This is a genomic window from Sulfurirhabdus autotrophica (assembly GCF_004346685.1).
In the GTDB taxonomy this organism is placed as follows: domain Bacteria; phylum Pseudomonadota; class Gammaproteobacteria; order Burkholderiales; family SMCO01; genus Sulfurirhabdus; species Sulfurirhabdus autotrophica.
The window spans coordinates 393,484-415,974 of sequence record NZ_SMCO01000001.1 but is presented as its reverse complement, the minus strand read 5'-3'; the positions used below and the strand labels follow the sequence as shown (position 1 = coordinate 415,974).

Annotated in this window: 20 protein-coding genes; 12 read left to right on the top strand and 8 right to left on the bottom strand. The window is 45.6% G+C overall.

Annotated elements, in window-relative coordinates; genetic code table 11:
* Positions 1 to 168 precede the first annotated feature (168 nt).
* Entirely contained in the window at positions 169 to 2,079 is a 1,911-nt protein-coding gene (htpG, locus tag EDC63_RS02080) for a molecular chaperone HtpG (RefSeq protein WP_132920870.1), read from the top strand.
* Between the two features lie 229 nt (positions 2,080 to 2,308).
* Positions 2,309 to 3,901, top strand: a complete 1,593-nt coding sequence (locus EDC63_RS02075) for a hypothetical protein (protein ID WP_124947617.1) — start codon at positions 2,309 to 2,311, stop codon at positions 3,899 to 3,901.
* Here the strand turns inward: EDC63_RS02075 and EDC63_RS02070 are convergent.
* A complete protein-coding gene (locus tag EDC63_RS02070) occupies positions 3,898 to 4,440 on the bottom strand; it encodes an NUDIX hydrolase (RefSeq protein ID WP_124947618.1) in 543 nt (180 codons plus the stop codon). The genes EDC63_RS02075 and EDC63_RS02070 overlap by 4 nt on opposite strands.
* Positions 4,441 to 4,564: 124 nt before the next feature.
* Between EDC63_RS02070 and EDC63_RS02065 the strand changes: the two genes are divergently transcribed.
* Genes EDC63_RS02065 through arfB form a run of 3 tightly spaced genes read left to right on the top strand, consistent with a single transcriptional unit; the run spans position 4,565 to position 7,399 of the window.
* Entirely contained in the window at positions 4,565 to 5,635 is a 1,071-nt protein-coding gene (locus EDC63_RS02065) for an AAA family ATPase (protein ID WP_124947619.1), read from the top strand.
* Complete coding sequence (locus EDC63_RS02060; RefSeq protein ID WP_124947620.1) at positions 5,632 to 6,942, top strand: vWA domain-containing protein; 1,311 nt, start codon at positions 5,632 to 5,634, stop codon at positions 6,940 to 6,942. Before EDC63_RS02065 ends, EDC63_RS02060 begins: the two co-directional genes overlap by 4 nt.
* 34 nt (positions 6,943 to 6,976) lie before the next feature.
* Positions 6,977 to 7,399, top strand: a complete 423-nt coding sequence (gene arfB / locus EDC63_RS02055) for an alternative ribosome rescue aminoacyl-tRNA hydrolase ArfB (RefSeq protein ID WP_124947621.1) — start codon at positions 6,977 to 6,979, stop codon at positions 7,397 to 7,399.
* Between the two features lie 28 nt (positions 7,400 to 7,427).
* Here the strand turns inward: arfB and EDC63_RS02050 are convergent, their stop codons facing one another.
* The 6 genes from EDC63_RS02050 to EDC63_RS02020 form a co-directional block, all read right to left on the bottom strand.
* Positions 7,428 to 7,664: a SemiSWEET transporter gene (locus tag EDC63_RS02050; protein WP_223248420.1), complete on the bottom strand. Its 237-nt coding sequence runs from the start codon at positions 7,662 to 7,664 to the stop codon at positions 7,428 to 7,430.
* 394 nt (positions 7,665 to 8,058) lie between these two features.
* On the bottom strand, positions 8,059 to 10,503 hold the full coding sequence (locus tag EDC63_RS02040; protein WP_124947623.1) for an EAL domain-containing protein: 2,445 nt from the start codon (positions 10,501 to 10,503) through the stop codon (positions 8,059 to 8,061).
* Position 10,504: 1 nt separating this feature from the next.
* Positions 10,505 to 11,332, bottom strand: coding sequence for a phosphate/phosphite/phosphonate ABC transporter substrate-binding protein (locus EDC63_RS02035; RefSeq protein WP_124947624.1), 828 nt, complete (start codon positions 11,330 to 11,332; stop codon positions 10,505 to 10,507).
* A gap of 260 nt (positions 11,333 to 11,592) precedes the next feature.
* Entirely contained in the window at positions 11,593 to 13,026 is a 1,434-nt protein-coding gene (locus EDC63_RS02030; protein ID WP_124947625.1) for an RtcB family protein, read from the bottom strand.
* 10 nt (positions 13,027 to 13,036) lie between these two features.
* Entirely contained in the window at positions 13,037 to 13,453 is a 417-nt protein-coding gene (locus EDC63_RS02025; protein ID WP_124947626.1) for an archease, read from the bottom strand.
* Between the two features lie 16 nt (positions 13,454 to 13,469).
* Positions 13,470 to 14,567 carry a GNAT family N-acetyltransferase gene (locus EDC63_RS02020; protein ID WP_317615892.1) on the bottom strand — a complete coding sequence of 366 codons (1,098 nt, stop codon included), beginning with the start codon at positions 14,565 to 14,567 and terminating at the stop codon, positions 13,470 to 13,472.
* Between the two features lie 114 nt (positions 14,568 to 14,681).
* Between EDC63_RS02020 and sucC the strand changes: the two genes are divergently transcribed.
* The 4 genes from sucC (at position 14,682) to glnK (ending at position 18,941) form a co-directional block, all read left to right on the top strand.
* On the top strand, positions 14,682 to 15,842 hold the full coding sequence (gene sucC / locus EDC63_RS02015; protein WP_124947628.1) for an ADP-forming succinate--CoA ligase subunit beta: 1,161 nt from the start codon (positions 14,682 to 14,684) through the stop codon (positions 15,840 to 15,842).
* A 102-nt stretch (positions 15,843 to 15,944) separates the two neighbouring features.
* Positions 15,945 to 16,826 carry a succinate--CoA ligase subunit alpha gene (gene sucD / locus EDC63_RS02010; RefSeq protein WP_124947629.1) on the top strand — a complete coding sequence of 294 codons (882 nt, stop codon included), beginning with the start codon at positions 15,945 to 15,947 and terminating at the stop codon, positions 16,824 to 16,826.
* Positions 16,827 to 16,962: 136 nt separating this feature from the next.
* Complete coding sequence (locus EDC63_RS02005) at positions 16,963 to 18,567, top strand: NAD+ synthase (protein ID WP_124947630.1); 1,605 nt, start codon at positions 16,963 to 16,965, stop codon at positions 18,565 to 18,567.
* Positions 18,568 to 18,602: 35 nt separating this feature from the next.
* Positions 18,603 to 18,941, top strand: coding sequence for a P-II family nitrogen regulator (gene glnK, locus EDC63_RS02000; RefSeq protein WP_124947631.1), 339 nt, complete (start codon positions 18,603 to 18,605; stop codon positions 18,939 to 18,941).
* Positions 18,942 to 19,087: 146 nt separating this feature from the next.
* Here the strand turns inward: glnK and EDC63_RS01995 are convergent, their stop codons facing one another.
* Positions 19,088 to 19,873 (bottom strand): outer membrane protein assembly factor BamD, encoded by a 786-nt coding sequence (locus EDC63_RS01995; RefSeq protein WP_124947632.1) that lies wholly within the window; start codon positions 19,871 to 19,873, stop codon positions 19,088 to 19,090.
* Between EDC63_RS01995 and rluD the strand changes: the two genes are divergently transcribed.
* Genes rluD through EDC63_RS01980 form a run of 3 tightly spaced genes read left to right on the top strand, consistent with a single transcriptional unit; the run spans position 19,872 to position 22,465 of the window.
* Entirely contained in the window at positions 19,872 to 20,870 is a 999-nt protein-coding gene (rluD, locus tag EDC63_RS01990) for a 23S rRNA pseudouridine(1911/1915/1917) synthase RluD (RefSeq protein ID WP_124947633.1), read from the top strand. The genes EDC63_RS01995 and rluD overlap by 2 nt on opposite strands.
* Complete coding sequence (pgeF, locus tag EDC63_RS01985; RefSeq protein ID WP_124947634.1) at positions 20,851 to 21,600, top strand: peptidoglycan editing factor PgeF; 750 nt, start codon at positions 20,851 to 20,853, stop codon at positions 21,598 to 21,600. The genes rluD and pgeF overlap by 20 nt, the downstream gene beginning before the upstream one ends.
* Positions 21,601 to 21,643: 43 nt before the next feature.
* Positions 21,644 to 22,465, top strand: coding sequence for a ZIP family metal transporter (locus EDC63_RS01980; protein WP_124947635.1), 822 nt, complete (start codon positions 21,644 to 21,646; stop codon positions 22,463 to 22,465).
* Positions 22,466 to 22,491: the final 26 nt, after the last annotated feature.

Genomic DNA, 22,491 nt, shown 5'->3' with positions numbered 1-22,491 from the left:
ATTGCACAGATAGATGGGGGAAAGCGCATCTCCGCTTTTGGTCTCATCCATCTGCCTTATCAGTTTCATTCTTGTTTGGTTTGTCTTCCTACTTGAAAAATCATTTGCCATCCCCATTTGAAATTCAGCTGTTTTAAGATCAATCTGGCAATTTAGGAGTTATAAGAAATGACTGGGGAAACTCACAAGGAAACACTTGGCTTTCAGGCTGAAGTCCAGCAATTAATGAAACTGATGATTCACTCCTTGTACAGCAACAAGGAAATTTTTTTGCGGGAGCTGATTTCGAATGCTTCTGACGCATCAGATAAATTGCGCTTTGAGGGGCTTACCGACGAAGCGCTATATGAAAATGACAGTGATCTGAAAATCCGCATTTCGTTTGATAAAGCGGCTCGTACCCTGAGTATTTCCGATAATGGTATTGGTATGTCCCGCAGTGAAGTGATAGAGAATGTCGGAACCATTGCAAAATCAGGCACCAAAGAGTTTTTTCAATCATTAACTGGTGATCAGGCCAAGGATTCACACCTGATTGGACAGTTTGGTGTCGGTTTTTATTCAGCCTTTATTGTTGCGGATAAAGTGACTTTGATCACACGTCGCGCTGGGCTGACTAAAGAGCATGGCGTGTGCTGGGAATCTGGCGGTGAGGGCGACTATACGCTGGAAACAGTAGAAAAGGAAACTCGTGGAACGGATGTAATTTTGCATCTGCGTGAAGGCGAAGATGAGTTGCTCAGCGGAATGCGTTTACGCGGCATAATCCGTAAATATTCAGACCATATCACCTTGCCGATTGTCATGAAGAAGGAAGAGTGGGATAAGGACAAGAGCGAGAATGTTGTAACCGATGAAGATGAAACGGTTAACCAGGCAAATGCATTGTGGGCACGACCAAAGAATGAAATAACTCAGGAGCAGTATGAGGAGTTTTATAAGCACGTTGCGCATGATTTCGAGCCGCCGCTTGCTTATACCCATAGCAAAGTAGAAGGTAAACAGGAGTATACACAGCTGTTGTATGTGCCTTCCCGTGCGCCGTTTGATTTGTGGGATAGAGAGAACCGTCATGGCATAAAGCTGTATATTCGTCGCGTATTTATTATGGACGATGCCGAACAGTTGATGCCTTACTACATGCGCTTTGTTCGTGGAGTAATTGATTCAAATGATCTGCCGCTGAATGTATCCCGTGAAATATTGCAGCACAGTAAAGACATTGATGCGATGCGCATTGGCTCCGTAAAAAAGGTTCTTTCCATGCTGGAAGATCTTGCGGAAAACCATAAAGAAAAATATGCCACATTCTGGAAAGAATTTGGTCTGGTGCTGAAAGAAGGTGTCGGTGAAGATTTCTCTAATAAAGAGCGCATAGCGAAATTATTGCGTTTTGCTTCAACCCATACTGACACTGATGCTCAGGATGTAAGCCTGGAAGATTATGTTTCCCGCATGAAAGAAGGGCAGGACACGATCTACTTTGTAACTGCAGATAGCTTTGCTGCAGCAAAAAACAGTCCTCATCTGGAGATTTTCCGCAAGAAAGGCATTGAAGTCATATTGCTGCACGAGCGCGTAGATGAGTGGATGGTGTCGCATCTTACTGAATTTGATGGTAAATCCATGAAGTCTGTTGCCAAGGGTGATTTGGACTTGGGTAAACTGCAGGATGAATCGGAAAAGGCCGAGCTTGAAAAAGAAGCTGATGAATTCAAGGAATTGACCGACAAAATCAAGGAAGTACTTGGCGACAAGGTTAAAGAGGTGCGCACTACTAATCGTCTGACCAGTTCGCCAGCTTGCCTGGTTGCGGGTGCGCAGGATTTAAGTGGTAACCTTGAACGTATGCTTAAAGCGGCTGGACAAAATGTGCCTCATAGCACACCTGTACTGGAAATTAATCCCCAGCACCCGATCGTTCAGAAAATCAAGTCAGAAGCGGGGCAGGAGCGTTTTTTTGACTGGAGTTTTATTCTTTTTGATCAGGCGATGCTTTCAGAAGGTGGTCAACTGGAAGATCCTGCCGGTTTTGTGCATCGTCTGAATGGTTTGATGCTGGCGCTTGCGACTCACTAAACCGTGTAAGTTGTAACATTTTAAAGGGTGCTGAGGCACCCTTTTTTTCGTCTGCACTACAGAATGAGGTGTCATTTTACTGACATCCTTGTTCGTGTTCTCATCTTAGTACTTATGTACTATTTTTCATAACATATTGATAATTAAATATATACTATCTATTTTGTGGCGCCGATATCGGGCACGATTCATGCAAGGATAGAGTTAACTATTGCATTGTGTGAACCGAATGATTGACCTATTTTATTATTTCAGAAAGAAAATTATTGATCCGCTTTCCAGCTTGCGGGTTACCGAGCGGTGGTTGAACTCTTTATCACTTAAAGATGAATATCAGGCTCACAAGCATATTTCAGATGCTTTGAATATTTTCAATTCCAGTACAGATCCTTTGACTAAAGAACGCTTGCAAATTTTGATGAGGCTGGATGAAGGAAGCCAGCTTCTGCAGAAAAATTTGTGTGACATTTATTTAAAAAAGCATGCATCAGATCCAGAATTAGAACAAAAACTGTGGAAATGCATATTTGCCAATTTCTGGCACCTTGCACATGGATATCAGGCATTTATACGTGATTACCTGGATCATCCTGAACAGAGTGAGATCAGTAAAATGATCCCGTTAATAACAGTGAGGGCAATTCATTATTTAAGCGGAGAGATAAAGTGGCGTTATTTCCATCAGGAGATGGTGCAGCCTAATATGTGGAAGCGATTGCATAAACTTTATCGGCTGAGTGAGTTGCATGGATTTTCAAACGAAAAAGTAACGATAGCAGGCGGCAGTAGTGAAAGTTCATGCATGATGGAATATTTCAGAATCCTGATGCTGGATATGCTGGTGCCTACAAGCTTGCAGATTGAGCAAATTGAGTTGGTTGAACAGTGGCTGATGCGATGGGCTGAGGTAATGCATCTGGATAACCACTATGCTGAAAACAGGCATACGCATTTTATCGATTTGTCTAAACCAGCAGGTGCCGGAAAAATTGTTCCTGAGACTGAAGGAGAAAAATTGCGGTTTTGGGATATCAGCCCATTGCTTGCTGAAGTTACCAGATCCTTGCGTTTGCAGCGTGAAGGTAAACAATTGGATCGGATTGGAATTGAGGGTAAATATTGCGACAGTGCCTGTTTAGATTTTATGGAGCAACTTTCTACGCTATGGATGACTGATTCTGCTGCAAGAGTTTATCCACGAGAGCTGAGTGACAATAAAACAGTTGAAGTTGTTTGTGGCATCAGTTGTGTTATCTCTATGCTGGACAGTCATTCTTCTAATAGTGAAAGTTGTTCATTAAATGCCCTGTCAGCAAAATGGCCGATTGAAAATGAAAGTGCTACAGGCTATGGCTTGATTATTCATTCCGATGCATGTAGTAATGCAGAGGTTGGCAGATTGATTGGGGTGCGCGATGCAGAGAGTAACGGACCCTGGAAAATTGGCGCTATTCGCTGGGTCAAGAATGCTGAGTCTGGCAAGATTTCGTTAGGTGTTGAAAAACTGAGTGATTCACCTAGAGCCGTAAAAATTGAAAGACTAGAGTTGGCTCAGCTGCATAGTGAAAATTTACAGGAGCAGGCTGGCATTATTACGGCAGATGTAAAGGAATTGAGAGCATTGTTTTTGCCAAACGTAGATAATAAAGGGATGGCCAGCAGTTTGATTTTGCCAATATCGGAATTTACGGCAGGCAAAATCATGGACCTTCATGATAAACAGCTGACATACAAAATCAGATTTACAGAAATACTTGAAAATAGTGAGGATTGGGCGCGCATCAAGTTTGATATTCTGGGAAGGCGATCCCGCGCAGCTTAATCGCAACTGCTCGAAATGATGTCCCCTTCATGGAACTGAAAGCTCCCATTCTTTCGGTCAAGAAAAAAATGCTTTAAAGTGTCACGAATAGTGGTGAAAGCAAGCTCATTCCAGGGAATGTCTTCTTCCCTGAAAAGGGCCACTTCAAGGCTTTCGATTCCGGGACTGAAATCGAGATCAAGCAGTTTGCCCCGAAACATCATGTAAACCTGGCTGATGTGAGGTAAGTTGATCAATGTATAAAGCCCCTTCAATTCAACCAGGGCATTGGCCTCTTCCAGTGTTTCGCGCATTGCACCCTGCGCTGTTGTTTCCCCGTTTTCCATAAAACCGGCAGGGAGTGTCCACAGTCCATATCTTGGTTCAATAGCACGGCGGCACAGTAGAATTTTATCTTCCCAAACGGGTAAACAACCCACTACAATCTTAGGATTACGATAATGAATTGTGTGACAGGCAATGCAGACATGCCGGGGTATGGAGTCGCCTTCAGGGATACGCAGAACAACGGTTGCTCCGCATGTGCTACAAAATTTCATTGGTTATTAAAGCGTTGATTCCGCTTCCTTTATAAGGGTTTGCCTATTGTAACAGTTAAAACCCTATGCAAAAATAACCCGTTTTGCGGTAACCTATGTAAATGTATTGTTAATAGAAAAGAATATGAGACCTTCACACATACAAACCATTCTTGATCGCGAATTTTGCAGCACACTGAACAAACAGCATACGCCTGTTATGCTTTGGGGCCCACCAGGAGTGGGTAAGTCGCAGATTATTGCTAGCATTGCGGCCAAACATAATGTCCCCTTGATTGATATTCGTTTATCCCAGATGGAACCCACAGACTTGCGGGGAATTCCATTTCGTCATGAATCTTTGGTGGAATGGTCAGTCCCAGCAATTTTGCCGGATGCCAAGCGTCATGGTAAACATGGTATTCTTTTTCTGGATGAAATAACTTCAGCTCCACCGACCGTTTCTGCTGCAGCTTACCAGCTGATTCTTGATCGCCGGCTGGGTGAATATGTGGTACCTGAAGGTTGGGCCATATTTGCTGCCGGAAACAGGCAGGGTGACAGGGGGGTGACATATACCATGCCAGCCCCATTGGCCAATCGTTTTACCCATTATGAAGTGGAAGCTAATCTGGATGACTGGGTATCATGGGCTCATGAAAACGATGTGGATGAGCGGGTAATTGCCTTTCTGCGTTTCCGTCCTGATCTGTTGTTTGATTTTGATCCTGCACACAATCCAGTTGCATTTCCTTCACCCCGTTCATGGGAATTTGCACACCGCGCACTACAAAAATTCAGCGAAATGCCAACGCTGCTTCTGGATACATTACAAGCCTGTATCGGCCCGGCTGCTGGTGTAGAACTTAAAGCTTTTGTCGATAATATGGATCAGTTGCCGGATCTTGATGGTATTTTGAACGGAGATGTTAGCGATGTACCGCGCAGTATCGATCTTCAGTATGGTGTAGCAGCTGCGCTGGTCAGGCGTGCAGTGAAGGCAAAAAGCACAGCAGATGCCGCAAAAGTATTGGGTAATATTCTGCGTTATGCCAAATTGTTTCCACAGCGCGAAATGGGTGTGATGCTGGTAACGGATCTTCATCGTTCTATCGGAAAACCGTTATTTTCCGTACCGGAATTCGCTGAATGGGCAAATACCATCACCGATTTGTTGCTGTATGACATGAAGTGGTCGAATACTGCCGAGGCATGAGTACAGCACAAAACGATATAGAGATAAAGCTTGCTGCCGCGCGTACACGGTTGATTTTAGAGAAACCATTCCTTGGCGCATTAGTGATGCATTTGACTCTCAAGCCTGTGAAGTGGTGTAAAACTACCGGAACAGATGCACGCGCTTTCTACTACAACCCTGAATTTATAGATGGGTTGAATCTGAGCCAAACGCAATTCATGTTGGCTCATGAAGCACTTCATTGTGCTTTGGGCCATTTTGCTCGACGTCATCACCGCACTAAACGCCGCTGGGATGTGGCCTGTGATCATGCCGTTAATCACTTGTTGGCTGGAGAAGGCCTGAAAGCGCCGCCGGGTGCCTTGATGAACCCCGTTTACAAGCATCTGACTGCAGAAGAGATTTATCCTTTCATACTGGCAGAGCCCACTGAAGAGCCCCTGGACGACCATTTGTATGATGGTGAGGGTGACGAAGAGCAGGGGTTGGGTGAGGGCGACAATGCATTGAGCCAGGTTGGCAGCAATCGTGGTCAGGAAAAAGAAGGTAAAGGCAGCAGCAGTGGTGAGGAGAAAAACGAAGGCAAGGGCGGCACCACGGCTGACGGGCATCAGGAACAACAGGGCAAAACAGGTGGCTCAGAGGAGCATGAGGCTTTAGAAGGTAAGCCTAAGCCATTGGATTCGTCCCCCACAGCGAAAGAAGAGTTGGCTAGCCAATGGAAGCAACGCCTTGCTTCGGCAGCACAGCAAGCTCGCCAGGCGGGAAAACTGGGTGAGTCATGGATGCGTGTGGTAGATGAGTTGATTCAGCCAAAACTGCCATGGCGTATGTTGCTGGCACGTTATATGGTCAGCGTGGCACGAGATGACTACAGCTTTCAGCGCCCGTCCCGCAGGGAGGGGGCCGCCATGATGCCCAGCCTGTTAAGTGGTCAGGTAGAACTTGTGGTTGTGCTTGATACGAGTGGTTCTATTGGCGATGCTGAAATCGCAGAGTTTGTGAGTGAGGTGGATGCACTGAAGGGGCAAATCAAGGCAAGGGTGACTTTGCATGCCTGCGATGAGCGCTTGAATGCAAAGGGGCCGTGGATATTCCAGTCCTGGGAACCGCTTATTTTGCCAGATGAAATTAATGGGGGTGCGGGTACTGATTTTCGTCCGATTTTTGACTGGGTCGAAACGGATACGCCTCGTCCGGATTTATTGCTTTATTTTACCGATGCAGAAGGTGAGTTTCCAAAATATGAACCCCCTTATCCCGTCATTTGGTTGGTGAAAGGGAAGGCCAAGATACCTTGGGGGCAGCGGATTCAGCTCAATTAGTATTTACAGATGATATTTTCTTACGGTGCCTGACATGATTCATGTAACCCGCACCATCGTGATAGATGAAAGCGAAATTCAAGAGCAATTTATCCGCGCATCTGGCCCCGGCGGTCAGAACGTTAACAAGGTGTCTACTGCAGTGCAATTGCGGTTTGATGCAGCCAATTCCCCTGCTTTGCCGGATGATGTGCGACAAAGGTTGTTCAAACTTGCCGGCAGGCGCATGACGGATGAAGGCATATTGATTATTGAGGCGCAACGTTTTCGAACTCAAAGTAGAAATCGTGATGATGCGCGAGTCAAATTATGTGAATTAATTCGTCAAGCTGCGCAGCCCCCCAAACCCCGATATAAAACCCAGCCAACTAAGGCTTCTCAAAAGCGTCGATTAGAAAGTAAACAACAGCGCGGAGATATAAAACGTTCAAGAAAAGCGCCAGTGAACGCTGAGTAGTGGGTTGTTTATTTATTTGTAAATAAATTTAAGCACCAATATAACAACAGCCAAAACCAGCGTGATCGAATGCGACCACAATGGGTGCCGCGCCTATCGCAATGCCATAAAATAGCCAGAAGAGTACGCCAGTACTGAAAATCAGGAACATACCATAGGAAACGTCTTTGGCTGATTTGGATCGCCATGTTTTGAGTACTTGGGGTACGAATGCTACAGTTGTCAGGGTGCCGGCAATCATGCCTAGCAAATTTGGGTCAGTCACTGAATTACTGCTCAACATTTAATATGGGTAAAATTTTGACATAGATACTGGAAAAACATACGCAATTTTTTGGCCTTGTCCCAGATAGAATTATGATAATGATTGAATATTTAAATATTGTCTCAGAAAGGTACAGATTGTGGGTGAAATTGTTAAATTCAAAAAAGTGAAACCCGGGGAAAAACATAAGGGGAGATCATTGTGCAGCAGTGGTTTTCATAAATGGGAGGTGAGCAATGGAAAACCGTTTGATGTTGACAGTGGTCGTCTCATTACCCATTTTGTTTGTATACGTTGCGGGGTGACGAAAATAGAAGCAAAGTAGATTTTTTGACAAAAATTCGTGATGCTTTTGATTGTTTCAAAGTCACTCTGAACCGTATTTGAAATTCCATTACTTTGCAATGAAGTCAGTAGATTTTGACTGTTGAGCGATGATGAATTCTTCTGGCATATGTATGAAATAACCTTGCCCCATATCTACCCCGATTTCCTTTAAAACGCTATTGATTTCATGATGTTCTATGAACTCTGCAATGGTGCTGATGCCGAGTGCATGTCCAACTTGGTTGATGGCAGTGACCATAGCGCGGTCATTCGGGTCTTTGGCAATGTTTTTGACAAAAGCACCATCAATCTTGAGGTAGTCAATAGGCAGCGCTTTTAAATAGGCGAAAGAGCTCAGCCCACTGCCAAAATCATCAAGTGAAAATTTGCATCCCAGAATTTTCAATTCTGAAATAAATTGAACAGCGCGGCTCAGATTGGAGATGGCTGCCGTTTCGGTTATTTCAAAACAGAGCTTGGCAGGATCTACTTTGCTTATGCGTATTTCCTGGATAACAAACTGGAGGAATTCGAGATCCCCAACAGAGTCACCTGACAGATTAATGGAAAAAATGCCGTTGCATACACTACTTGAGTCTGGTTGGCTGATCAATGATAGCGCTTTACGGACGACCCAGCGATCAAGGTTGGAAATTAAATGATAGCGCTCAGCGGCACCAATAAACTTGATTGGCGGGATGATTTTTCCATCGGTGTCGACCATTCTCACCAGAATTTCGCATTTTTCATCAGTAATAGTTGTGGAGGAAAGGGGAATGATTTTCTGGTAATACAGTACAAAGCGGTTTTCTTTAAGCGCATCTGTTACGCGGGTTGACCATTGCATCTCTCCCTGTCGCCGTGCGTGCTCAATATCATCCACTTGAGATACATGGATCAGATTTCGCCCTTTTTCCTTGGCAATGTAGCAGGCAACATCTGCTGTACTGAATATTTCGGAGATATCCGCACTATCTGGTCTGATAGGTACTACACCTATACTGACACCAATTTCAAATATCTTGTCATTCCATACAAAGCGAAAATCCTTGATGCATTCACTGATCCCCTTTGCAACGCGGGTAGCTTCTGAAATGGAACATTTTTTGATAAGGAGGCCAAATTCATCTCCACCAAGTCGGCCGATGGTGTTAATGCCACGAACTTCAGAAGCAAGATTGTGAGCCAATTGCCGCAATAGTTCATCGCCCGCTGAATGTCCGCAGGTATCGTTTACAATTTTGAATTGATCCAGATCGAGATAGCACATGGCATGGTTATGATTATTTTCACGGGCATCTACAAGTGCCTCCATGGTGCGTCTTTCAAATTCTCGTCTATTTACCAGCCCGGTAAGGGCATCATGGGTTGCCTGGTATTCCAATTGACGCGCAAATTCCCTGCTGGCAGTAACATCGTGAAATACCAGCACTGCCCCTGTCATTTTTCCATCACGATCCAGAATGGGCGAGGCCGTCTCTTCTATAGCAAATTGCCTGCCATCCTTTCGTATCAGAACGGATTGAGTTTGCCGACTGATGACGGTTTTTTCCTGCAGGCATTCACTAGCAGGGTTGTCCAGTGGTGTTAACGTTAGCTCGTCAACAGTGCGATATACTTCAACAATATGGCGGCCTTTTGCCAACTTTGATTCCCACCCGATAATGAGCTCCGCAGCAGGGTTAATATATTGAATGAGGCCATGAACATCAGTTGTTATTACCCCATCCCCTATGGAATGAAGGGTTACTTCAGCCAGTTCTTTTTCCTCAAACAAAGCGCGCTCAGAAAGGTGTAGCGCATCGATTCGGTCATGAATGGCTTGGGTCATGATATTAAAGTTGGTTGCCAGCATACCGATTTCATCCCTGCTGCTTACTGGTATTTGAGTGGCATTGTTTCCCGCAGCAATTTCCTGAGTGGCGGTCATGAGCGTGTGTATGTGGCGTGTCAGCAAATACCCGCCGACAGATAACAAAATAAAAGTGAGAATGACTTCAATTGAAGCAATAAGCAGACCTTGTTGAAGTACGTTGTCGCGAGAGGTGATCAAAGAATGCAAAGAAAGGCCAAAGCGGACTGCGCCAATTTTTTCATGTCCTAGTGTCAGGGCAGTCATGGAGTTATACACGCCACTTGGGATACTTGTTGAAACATGTTTGTCAATCACAGGCATTTTGTGGATATCAATGTTGCCTGTTTGTGCATATACTTCACCGAGATTGTCGTAGATAACGATGTATTGAAAGTTACTAAACTGACTTTTCATCAATTTTTGCAGGATTTCAGTAATACCTACATGATCACGCTCAAACAGGCGTGCGCTGATGGCTGAATCCAGTAAGGGGGTCACTGCCTCTATCTTTGCCTGGGTTTGTTCCTCCAGTGTCTGGTTAAGCAGACGCATGCTATTTGCCAGTAGCAGGCCAAGCATAAAAATTTCAACGACAATACTGACGAGAACCAGTTTGGTTCTGATTGACCGATGCGGAGCAAAGAGGCGATTAAACATTTTATGGTTTGGTTCTCAGTACTTTTGTGTAAGGATCTAGCGCCTTCATTGTGTTATCAGAAATCGGCTCAAATCCAATAAATCCAGTGTTTTCAAAATAAGTCTTTCCTTCTGGTGTATCACCAAATTTTAGTAAGGCATCTTTTAGTTTGTTTTGAATGTCTACAGGCATTCGAGGGTGCGCTAAAAGCAAAAATCCAGGCACTGTTGCTGTTGTGCCGATTACTTTGAGTTTGTCTTTAAACTCCTGGCCGAGCAGGTGCCAGATCAGTACACCTGTGACAGATGCGTCTGCTTCATCACGCATTGGTGCATATAACGCGTTGTTATGGGTTCGCGTTTCAATGATAGTGATGTTTTTACCATCAATCAGACCTCTTTGTTGCAAAGTTGTTTCGGCTAATTGAAAAAGCATTGAAATCCGCTGGGCAATCATGACGGTCTTGCCTTTCAGATCATCAATAGATTCAATGGGCGAGTCTTTTCTTGCCAGAAATGAGCCTTGCACATGGTGGGAAGTCATAACTAACGCTTTGTAGCCATCACGCTCCGCAGCAAGCCTGCCAAAATGGGGGGCAGTAAAAAGAATGTCATATTCACCCTTTTGAGTTCGATCAAGAAACGCACGAAAATCAGGAGCTGTAACAAGGTTGATGGGTGTGCCCAGCACCTTGGCAATATATTGTTTGAGTGGGCTTTGAGTTTGTATTAATGGACCGGCAGACACATAAGGTATAACACCGAATGATAATTCCTGGGCAGCATTTGCAACAGTGGTAGTTACAATTGAGAGTAAGAGAAGGAGAGAACGCGTTTTTTTGGAAATCACATTGTTATCCTTTTAACCAGTGTATTGTCTTAAATTGCGGTGCAATTCACAATAGTTGCTTTTGATTGATTATTAACTTATTTTAACGTGTGTGCAAGAAATCTTCATATAAATATCAATTAGTTGGATGCGCGCATCCTGAATTGAGTTGTGCTGGTACTTGAAGAAAAGGTATTGAAAATTGATTGAATTTATCGCTTTAATTTAAATGAATGCCTTGGAAATGCGAGTTGCAGGGCGAGCTACAGAGAAGCAAATGGTCAGCCTTTGATACAGACTTTTGGTCGCAAAAATGCAACACGCTTCGCCAAACCTGCTTTTTCTGTCACCTCTGCAACCAGATCGACATCCTTATAGGCACCTGGCGCTTCTTCTGCTGCACCCCTTAAGGATTTAGTGCGGATCAGTATGCCTTTTGACGCTAACTCTTCTATCAGTTCCTTGCCACGCCATTGCTTAATGGCTGTGTGCCGACTCATCGCACGGCCGGCACCATGGCTGGCAGAAGACCATGCTTTATTTTCGCTTTCGCTGATTCCAGCTAACACATAAGAGCCCGTACCCATGCTGCCGCCAATAATCACAGGCTGACCTGCTTCTTTATAACGTTCAGGCAGGGCGGGGTGTCCGGGTCCAAAAGCCCGGGTGGCACCTTTGCGATGGATGTAAAGCCATCGTCCTTTGCCATCTACCTTGTGTTTTTCCAGTTTGCAGGTGTTGTGTGAGACGTCAAAGAGTGTTTCCAAAATGCTGTCATGGAAAATTTGATTAAACACTTCACGTGTGAGATGGGTCAGTATTTGTCTGTTGGCGAGCGCCACATTGATTGCGGCATTCATGGCGCCAAGGTATTCCTGTCCTTCTGGAGAATTGATAGGTGCACAGGCTAGTTCCCGGTCCGGTAGTTCTATGCCCAAACGGCTGGCAGCCTTAGCGAGGCTGACCAAGTATTCAGTGCCAATCTGATGGCCAAGCCCGCGAGAGCCGCAGTGGATGGAGATGACAATTTGTCCTTCCTTGAGGCCAAATGTCCGGGCTGCATCAACATCGTAAATCCGGTCAACCACCTGTACTTCGAGATAGTGATTTCCCGAGCCCAGGGTGCCCATTTCGCCATGCTGACGTTTTTTTGCGTGATCTGACACATTGGCTGGAATAGCGTTATGGATACGCCCGTGCTCCTCAATAAAGGACAAATCTTCCTGAACGCCATAGCCTTGCCTGATTGCCCATTCTGCTCCACCCAGCATGATATCATCCAGCTGAAGTATGCTCAGTTTCAAGGCACCTTCTTCTCCAACGCCCGCCGGAATGCGCTGAAACAAGGTGTTGGCAAGCCTCTCTGCCTGGCTGGTAACATCAGCAAGATTCAGATTGGTTCGCAGGCAACGTATACCGCAAGAAATGTCGAATCCCACGCCTCCAGCAGAAATGATGCCCCCTAAGTCCGGATCAAATGCTGCTACGCCGCCTATAGGAAACCCATATCCCCAATGAGCGTCGGGCATGGTCATGGCAGCACCGACAAGTCCAGGTAATTTGGCAACATTGGTGATTTGCTCACGAACTTTTTCATCCATGCTGGCGAGAAGCGGTTCGCTGCCATAAAGATGGACTGGGGAGTGCATTTCACCTTTAACTGCTGGAATTTCCCAGCAATAAGGTTCTATTTTATTTAATCCAGCAAGATTCATATAAAATCCTTTAGACATCCACGATGCAACGTGCTTCCCATTCGTTACCATCATTTTTCACTGATAACATCGTCAGGGTGGCGCCTTTTACCTCAACACCTCGTTCGAGGCCTGCTCGCCAAGGTTCTCCCCATGCTTTTCCATGCCAGTGAAATTTGTTGCGGGTGATGTAAAATTTACCAAGTGCGAGTCCATTTTCTCTCGCTTCAGTAATTAACAGGTTTAGCCAGGTTACCAGTGCATATTCAAGATCAGACTCTTCAAACGAGAGGTTTATCTCGTTTACGGGCTTGATCTGTTCAAGTTCGGCCATAATTGCAAACATGGCCTTGGCTGCTGATTCAAAGGCAGCCTCAAGGCACTTGCCATGGCCGATAATGCCGATATCTGCATCATGGTCGAAATAGCTGTAGTCGCCTGCATCCATGTTTATTTATAGACGGTTATATGGAAGGTTTCTCACTTTTAAAAGGGCTGCTTTCATTCAGTTCGGTAATATATTGCGCAATACCGCGAGACTCTCGTTCCAGAAATTCTTCTACCGCGTGAGAAAACTCAGGATGTGCCAGCCAGTGCGCTGACCAGGTTGGGGTGGGCAGAAACCCCCTCGCAACCTTATGCTCGCCTTGAGCTCCACCCTCAAAGGTGAGGATTTTATGTTGTATGCAAAACTCGATGGCCTGGTAATAGCATGTTTCAAAATGCAGCCCTGGTGCATACTCAATAGCCCCCCAGTAGCGGCCATACAAAGTATGATCATTATAAAAGTTCAAAGCGCTTGCGATAGGGATGCCATCCCGGCTGGCAATGATTAAAAGCACATTTTCAGGTTGCGTAGCGCCAATCTGGCGAAAGAAAGCCAGATTAAGGTAAGGAGTGGACCGGTGCTGTCTATAAGTAGTTTGGTAACAGGAATTGAAAAACTCCCAATGAGTATCGCAAATGGCATTACCTGTGAGGTGTTCGAACGTGATACCTGAATTGCTGACCTTACGGCGCTCCTGTTTGATTTTTTTGCGTTTATCATGGCTCATATTGGCCAGATAACCATCAAAATCTGCGTATTCATTGTTTTGCCAATGAAATTGCACGCCGCTTCTTAGCATCATGCCCAGGGATTGCATCTCTTTGGCTTGAGGTTGTGTGGGAAACAGACAATGCAGTGAAGACGCGCCAATATCTTGGGCGTGTTTTAGAGCGGCTGATAATAGCAAAAGCCGATCACTTTCAGTCGCAGCAAGCAAACGCTGTCCCGTAACGGGCGTAAATGGAGTGGCATTTACCAGTTTGGGGTAATATCTTATTCCATGACGCTGATAAGCATCTGCCCATGCCCAGTCGAAAACGTATTCGCCATAGGAGTGCGATTTGACATAAAGCGGCATGGCACCGGTGAGTACATTGTTTTTCCAAAGCGTGATGTGTCTGGGAATCCACCCGGCTTGTTGAGACACGCAACCAGTGGTTTCCAGCGCGAAAAGAAATTCGTGCCGCAAGAAGGGTTGTTCACCAGCCAATACATTCCATTGTTGTGGATTGATGTCAGCTAATGAATCAATTATGCGAATATCTGGGTTAGAGACTAGCGTGTTCAGTGGAATTGCTCCAAAATATAAACTTTATCTTCATAAAATTTTGAATAAGACGAAAACACCATGAATTTACACGAATACCAAGCAAAAGAACTCTTGCGTGAACATGGTATCACCACACCGCGTGGCGTGGTGGTTGAAAATACAGGTCATGCTGAAGTCGCAACAGGTTATCTGGGCGGCGAAAAGTGGGTGGTCAAGGCGCAAATACATGCCGGGGGGCGAGGTAAGGCTGGAGGGGTGCGCCTTGTGAACTCTGTGGATGAGCTGCGAGAAGCAGCAGATGCGCTGTTGGGGTCATCATTGGTTACTTACCAGAATGCACCTGATGGACAAATGGTTTCGCGTGTTCTGGTTGAAGAAACGCTCAACATTTCACGTGAACTTTATCTGAGTTTGCTGGTGGACCGTGAGCATGAGCGCATTACAGTTGTGGCTTCAGCCAGCGGCGGAATGGATATTGAAGATATTGCCCGGACTGCGCCAGAGAAAATTGTGCAGGAAGTGTGCGATCCATTGATGGGACTGCAAGATTTTCAGTGTCGTAATATTGCTTTCGCACTTGAGTTGAAAGACAAACAGATCGTAGCGCTAACCAAGCTATTGAAAGGACTGTACAAGTTATTCACTACGGCTGATTTGTCTATGGTAGAAGTGAACCCCCTAATTGTGACAGATACGGGTGAACTGGTAGCGCTGGATTGCAAAATAAGTGTGGATGACAATGCTCTGTATCGTCAGAAAAAACTTTCAGAGTTGCGTGACCATACGCAGGATGATCCCAAAGAGGCTGCGGCTCACGCTGCCGGGCTGAACTATATTGCGCTATCCGGCAATATAGGTTGCATGGTAAATGGCGCTGGCCTTGCCATGGCCACAATGGACCTGATTAAACTTCATGGCGGTGCACCGGCAAATTTTCTGGATGTGGGCGGGGCTGCTACGGCAGAAACAGTCGCCAAAGCCTTCAAGATTATTCTTTCAGATAGCAAAGTAAAGGCCATTCTGGTGAATATTTTTGGTGGCATCATGCGCTGCGATATTATCGCTGAAGGCATTATCAAGGCCGTACAGGAAGTGGCTGTGACTGTCCCTGTCATTGTCCGTCTTGAAGGCACTAACGTAGATCTAGGCCGGAAAATGCTGGCTGAAAGCGGGTTGAAAATCATTTCGGCTGACGGATTAACGGATTCGGCTAAACGGGTAGTAGAAGCAGTGAGCTGATTTTTAGCCGCTGAACAAGCGTCTGGTTAATAGGTAATGGCATGATATTTTCCTTAAATCTGTCAGTCTGATCAGCAGCGAATAAAAACTTTAGGATTGAAGATGAGCATTTTAATCAATAAAAACACCAAAGTTCTGTGCCAGGGATTTACCGGCAAACAAGGTTCTTTTCATTCGGAACAGGCAATTGCCTATGGCACGAAGATGGTGGGTGGCGTAACACCTGGAAAAGGCGGACAGAAACATCTGGATTTACCCGTGTTTAATACCATGCGTGAAGCTGTTCGAGAAACCGGCGCAAATGCTAGCGTAATCTATGTGCCTTCGCTCTATGCTGCGGATTCAGTGATGGAAGCGGCAGATGCAGGTATAGAAGTGATAGTGTGCATCACGGAAGGTATTCCGGTGCTGGATATGCTCAATGTAAAGGCAGCAATCAGGGCCAATGGTGCCAAATTGATCGGCCCGAATTGCCCGGGTGTGATTACACCGGATGAATGCAAGATCGGCATTATGCCTGGTTTTATTCATCAACGCGGTAAGGTGGGGATTGTGTCCCGCTCCGGCACGTTAACCTATGAAGCCGTTTATCAGACAACACAGTTAGGCTTAGGGCAAACCACCTGCGTTGGCATTGGTGGTGATCCGATTAAAGGTCTGGATTTTATTGACTGTCTGGAAATGTTCCAGAACGACCCTGAAACCGAAGCGATAATTATGGTAGGTGAGATTGGCGGAACCCGTGAAGAAGAAGCAGCAGACTACATCAAATCGCATGTTTCTAAACCCGTAGCCGGTTATATTGCAGGGCAGACTGCACCCAAAGGTAAACGAATGGGCCACGCCGGCGCTATCATTTCTGCAGGCAGCGGTTTGGCAGAAGATAAAATCAAGGCGCTGGAACAGGCAGGTGTAGTTGTAGCCAAATCTCCAGCCGAAATTGGAGAGGCCATGGTGGCCGCAATTGCCGGGAAAAAACCTTGAGCAACATAAGTAAAGGTTCAGGAAATAATGAACTTTTTACCCGGTTATCTCATTTTGTATGGAATGGCTGTATTGATGGGTTGTGTGAGTTATTAAGACTGATGCATATATTCCGGGCATATGGAGCGGTTAGGTCATGAAAATAGCCATAGCCCAAATAAATTGTATTGTTGGTGATCTTGAAGGCAATGCCGACAAAATTCTCGATTTTGCCAATCAAGCTAAAGCACAAGGAGCAACCATACTGTTAACACCTGAACTGGCGCTTTCAGGTTATTCGCCTGAAGATTTGTTGCTCAGATCAGGGTTTTATGATGCCTGTGACCATGTGTTAAGTAAACTTGCCTCAAATATTGAAGGTATTACCGTAATTGTGGGGCATCCCCACTGGGATGAAAATAAGCGTTATAACGCAGCTTCGGTATTGCAAGATGGTAAAGTGGTGGCCACTTATCATAAGCATTGTCTGCCTAATCACACGGTATTCGATGAGGTGCGTTATTTTTCTCCCAGTAGTGAGCCCTGCGTTTTTGAACTGGATGGCGTGAAGTTTGGTATCAATATTTGCGCCGATGTTTGGGATGCAGAAGCGGCTTCATTTGCACGTAAAGCTGGCGCACAGGTTTTGCTCGTGCTGAATGCTTCACCCTTTCATCTGGAAAAACAGGCATCACGCTATCGGGTTGTGCGCGAACGCATTGCTGAGACTGGCATGTCAGCAGTTTATTGCAATTTGTTTGGCGGGCAGGATGAACTGGTGTTTGATGGTGCTTCCTTTGCGATGGATAGCAGTGGAGAACTGACCCATCAATTTGCTGGGTTTCAAGAAACGCTAGGGATCATAACCCTTGAAAATGGCATGCCTGTAAAAGGGGAAATTTTGCCCCTGTTATCACTGGAAGCCAGTGCATATGAAGCATTGTGCCAAGGTGTGAAGGATTATGTCGGTAAAAATGGTTTCCCGGGGATTGAACTCGGACTTTCTGGCGGGATAGACTCTGCCATGGTACTGGCAGTGGCGGTCGATGCGCTGGGTGCTGATAAAGTTCATGCTGTCATGATGCCTTCCCAGTTTACTGCGGATATCAGTTTGGAAGATGCGCGCATCATGGCCGAAACTTTGGGTGTGCGCTACAGCGAAATATCGATTAAACCAATGTTTGACTCATTCATGAACAGCCTGTCAGATGAATTTAATGACCTGCCTTTTGATACTACTGAAGAAAATATTCAGGCGCGGATTCGCGGTACATTGCTGATGGCGATGTCCAACAAGTATGGCACGATTGTATTAACAACCGGCAACAAAAGCGAAATGGCAGTTGGTTATGCCACTTTATATGGTGATATGGCTGGCGGTTTTGCTGTGTTGAAAGATGTCCCGAAAACATTGGTGTACCGTCTTGCGCGTTATCGAAACAGTTTGGGTGCGGTGATACCTGAACGGGTGATTACACGGCCGCCATCAGCAGAATTGCGTGAAGACCAGACAGATCAGGATGCCTTGCCACCTTATGAGATTCTTGATGCAATCATGGAGAAATACGTCGAGCATGATTTGTGTCCGCAAGAAATTATCGCTGCAGGTTATACAGAAGCAGATGTGCGCCGGGTAACCCGCCTGATTGATATTAATGAGTATAAGCGTCGTCAGGCACCGGTTGGTATACGTATTACACATCGTGGATTTGGCAAGGATCGACGTTATCCTATAACATCCAGATATAAACCAAAATTTTAGTCAGCAGAACAAAGTCGAACACTCAGGAGTGAAAAATGAAAAAAATTGAAGCAATTATCAAACCGTTTAAACTGGACGAAGTGCGTGAAGCACTATCCGAGATTGGGGTGAGTGGTTTGACCGTGACTGAAGTGAAAGGCTTTGGACGTCAGAAAGGTCATACAGAGCTATATCGTGGGGCAGAATACGTAGTGGATTTTTTGCCAAAGGTGAAGATCGAACTTGTGATTGCAGATAATCAGGTAGATCCAGCTATTGAAGCCATTGTAAAAGCGGCGCGTACCGGTAAGATTGGTGATGGAAAAATATTTGTTACGACTGTGGAACAGATTGTCCGTATTCGCACTGGGGAAACAGACGAAGCTGCCATTTGATACGAATTGGTTGCCCAAACAAAAAGCCCTTGGCGTATCGTCAAGGGCTTTTAAATTTCATTTAACACACCAGCCAGCGTAAATCTAAGGTTTAGCTATGTGAAAAATGGTGTTTATTCAAAGTAATCCCATTCAAATGAGGGGTTTTACCAAAACTTCCACCAGTCTTTTGTCTCAGGTGAGTAACCAGTCAAATAAGCGCTCTTTGGAAAATTAAGTTTCAGAATGCGGTGAGCGTCATCACGCAACTCTTTTAAACCTAAAGCATCGTAGGATTTAACCATCAATGCTAGCGCTTCTTCTTGTGCAGGGGATTGCGGGAAATTCTTCACAACCGATTGAGCACGGTTAGCCGCGGCTACATAAGCGCCACGCTTAACGTAATAACGCGCCACATGAACATCATGGTAAGCAAGTGCATTAACCAAATATTTCATTCGAGCAGCAGCATCTGGTGTATATTTGCTGTCCGGGAAGCGGGTAACCAGTTCCTTGAATGATTCAAATGCCTCTCGTGCGGCTTTTGGATCGCGCTGTGTCATATCCTGATCACTCAACACGGCAAACAACCCTTTATCTTCGTTGAAGTTAACTAGCCCTTTAAGATAGTATGCATAGTCAACATAAGGATGGTTAGGGTGTAACTTGATGAATCGATCTGCTGCAGCAATAGCAGAAACCGGCTCACTTGATTTGTAATAAGCATAGGCTATTTCCAGTTGTGCCTGTTGGGAATAACGGCCATAGGGATAACGTGCTTCCAAAGTTTCAAAATACTTGATGGCTTTTTCGTAGTTACTGTCGTTCATCTCCTCTTTTGCTGAGGTGTAGAGCTTTTGGGCCGACCAGTTTTTGGTTTCGTCCTGAACTTCTGGCAGTAAACCACACGCCGTTACCATTAATAGTAGAAATAACGCTAAAATCTGTTTCATGAGCCAACCCGTAGAAAATTTTTCTGATTATAACCTAAACGACGACGACGCAGAACGGATTGATATAGTCATTCCTGATAGTTGTGCCGGATTTCGATTAGATCAAGCCTTGCAGTCATTATTACCCGACTATTCCAGAAGCCGCTTGCAAACGTGGATCAAGGAAGAAAAGGTCATGGTGGATGATAAACCAGCTATTGCCAAACAAAAAGTCTGGGGAGGTGAAAATATCAGTGTGATCCCTGAAGTTCACCCCTCGGAGATGCCCTATCTGGCGGAAGAAATTGCGCTGAACGTTGTTTATGAAGACGATACAATATTGATTGTCAATAAACCGGCTGGTCTGGTGGTGCATCCTGGCAGTGGAAACTGGCAAGGAACATTGCTTAACGCATTGTTGCACCATGCACCACAAGTGTCACAGGTACCTCGTGCGGGCATTGTGCACAGGCTGGATAAAGATACGAGTGGCTTGCTGGTTGTGGCTAAAACCCTTACAGCGCAGACCGACCTGGTAAGGCAATTGCAGGCACGCACCGTTAAACGTGAATATTTGGCGATTGCACGCGGGCAAATCACTCAGGACGGAAAAGTGGTAACACCAATCGGACGTCACCCGAAATCACGTACCAAAATGGCCGTTGTGAGAAACGGCAAACCGGCAATCACCTATTACCACGTGCTTGAGAATTTTTCTGGTCATACACTAGTTCAATGCCGTCTTGAAACGGGTCGTACGCACCAGATTCGCGTGCATATGCAATCGATAGGGCACCCATTGGCGGGAGATCAGGTTTATATAGGTCAAACCGCCCATGTTAATCCCGAATTGCGGGAGCCTATTCGACTTTTCGGCAGACAAGCCCTGCATGCAACGCGTCTTGGGTTGATTCATCCGGTTACGCATGAGCCAATGGAATGGGAAGCTGAAATGCCACAAGATATGGTTGATTTGCTGGAAGTATTACGAAAAACTGATGAACAAAGCAAGCAATGAGCTGATTATCCCTGATTGGGATGCGCCATCTACAGTTAAAGCTATCATCACTACGCGTAACGGTGGTGTGAGTGACGCGCCTTATGCAGAAATGAATCTGGGCGATCACGTTGGTGACGCATCGGATGCAGTTAACCAAAACCGCGCTATTTTGCGTCTACTTTTACCGAATGAGCCAGTTTGGCTTAAACAAGTGCATGGGGTACATGTAGCGAATGCTGATATTTTGGCAGATGGTGTAATAGAAGCAGATGCCTGTGTATCACATTCGAAAAATAACGTGTGTGCTGTCATGACTGCTGATTGCCTGCCAGTTTTACTTTGTGATGATGCTGGAACGGTTGTGGGTGCCGCCCATGCCGGATGGCGAGGACTGGTTTCCGGTGTCATAGAGTGCACGGTAAAATCAATGCATGTACCCCCTGTTTCGTTGATGGCTTATCTTGGGCCGGCTATAGGTCCTAAGCGTTTTGAAGTGGGAGAAGAAGTGCGGCAGGCATTCATGGATCATGACGCTGCTGCGCAGGATGCATTTGTACCTCATGGCGAAAGTAAATGGCTTGCTGATATCTATTTGTTAGCAAGGCAGAGACTTGCAGCCCTGGGTATAACGCGAGTTTACGGTGGTAATTTCTGTACTTACACAGATAACGAAACCTTTTTTTCCTATCGTCGGGATGGTGTGACAGGTCGCATGGCTTCATTGATCTGGCTATCTGACGATACTTGACACATAGCGTATAATACAAAAATTTTACGCTCAGTCATTCATCGTGCCAACTCTCCTTGCCATCATTTTAGCCAGCCTGCTCGGTGGCGTGCTTAGTGTAGCCTTTGCTGCAATTGTCGCTTTATCGGCGCGCGCCTCTTGGGTGCCGATGTTGATCAGCTATGCCATTGGTGCGTTGCTTGGCGCTGTTTTTCTTGAAATATTGCCCCATGCGTTTGAATTAACAAAAAATATTGAGCACATGGCGGCAACTATTCTGTTTGGTATTCTGCTTTTCTTTATACTGGAGAAGCTGGTTATCTGGCGTCATTGTCACGGTCATGAATGCGAAGTCCATACACCTGACTCTGATCATGGCGAGCATACTGGAGGCCATTCCCATAGTGCTCATGCTGACCACAGTGACCATGGCAGAAGTGGTATCATGATCATGGTGGGTGATACTTTCCATAACTTTGTGGATGGAATTATTATTGCCGCGGCATTTATGGCTGATTTCCAGTTGGGCGTCGTGACATCGCTTGCCATCATCGCACATGAAATCCCGCAGGAAGTAGGGGATTTCCTTATTTTGCTGCATTCCGGGTATACCAAAAGGCAAGCGTTAATTTTTAATTTACTGTCGAGTGCCGCCACGATTGTTGGGGGCGTTTTAGGTTATTTTGCTTTGCAATCCATGCAGGACTGGGTGCCGTTTGTGCTGGGTATTGCTTCAGCCAGCATGTTGTATGTGGCTGTAGCAGATCTGATTCCGGGATTGCACAAGCGCACTGAACTGCATGCAACTGTACAACAAGTGACTTTAATCGGGCTTGGTATTGGTAGTATCGGGCTGATTAAGTTTCTGCTCGGCGATCTTGCGTAGTTTGGTTCTTTTGCGTTGAGGCGTTC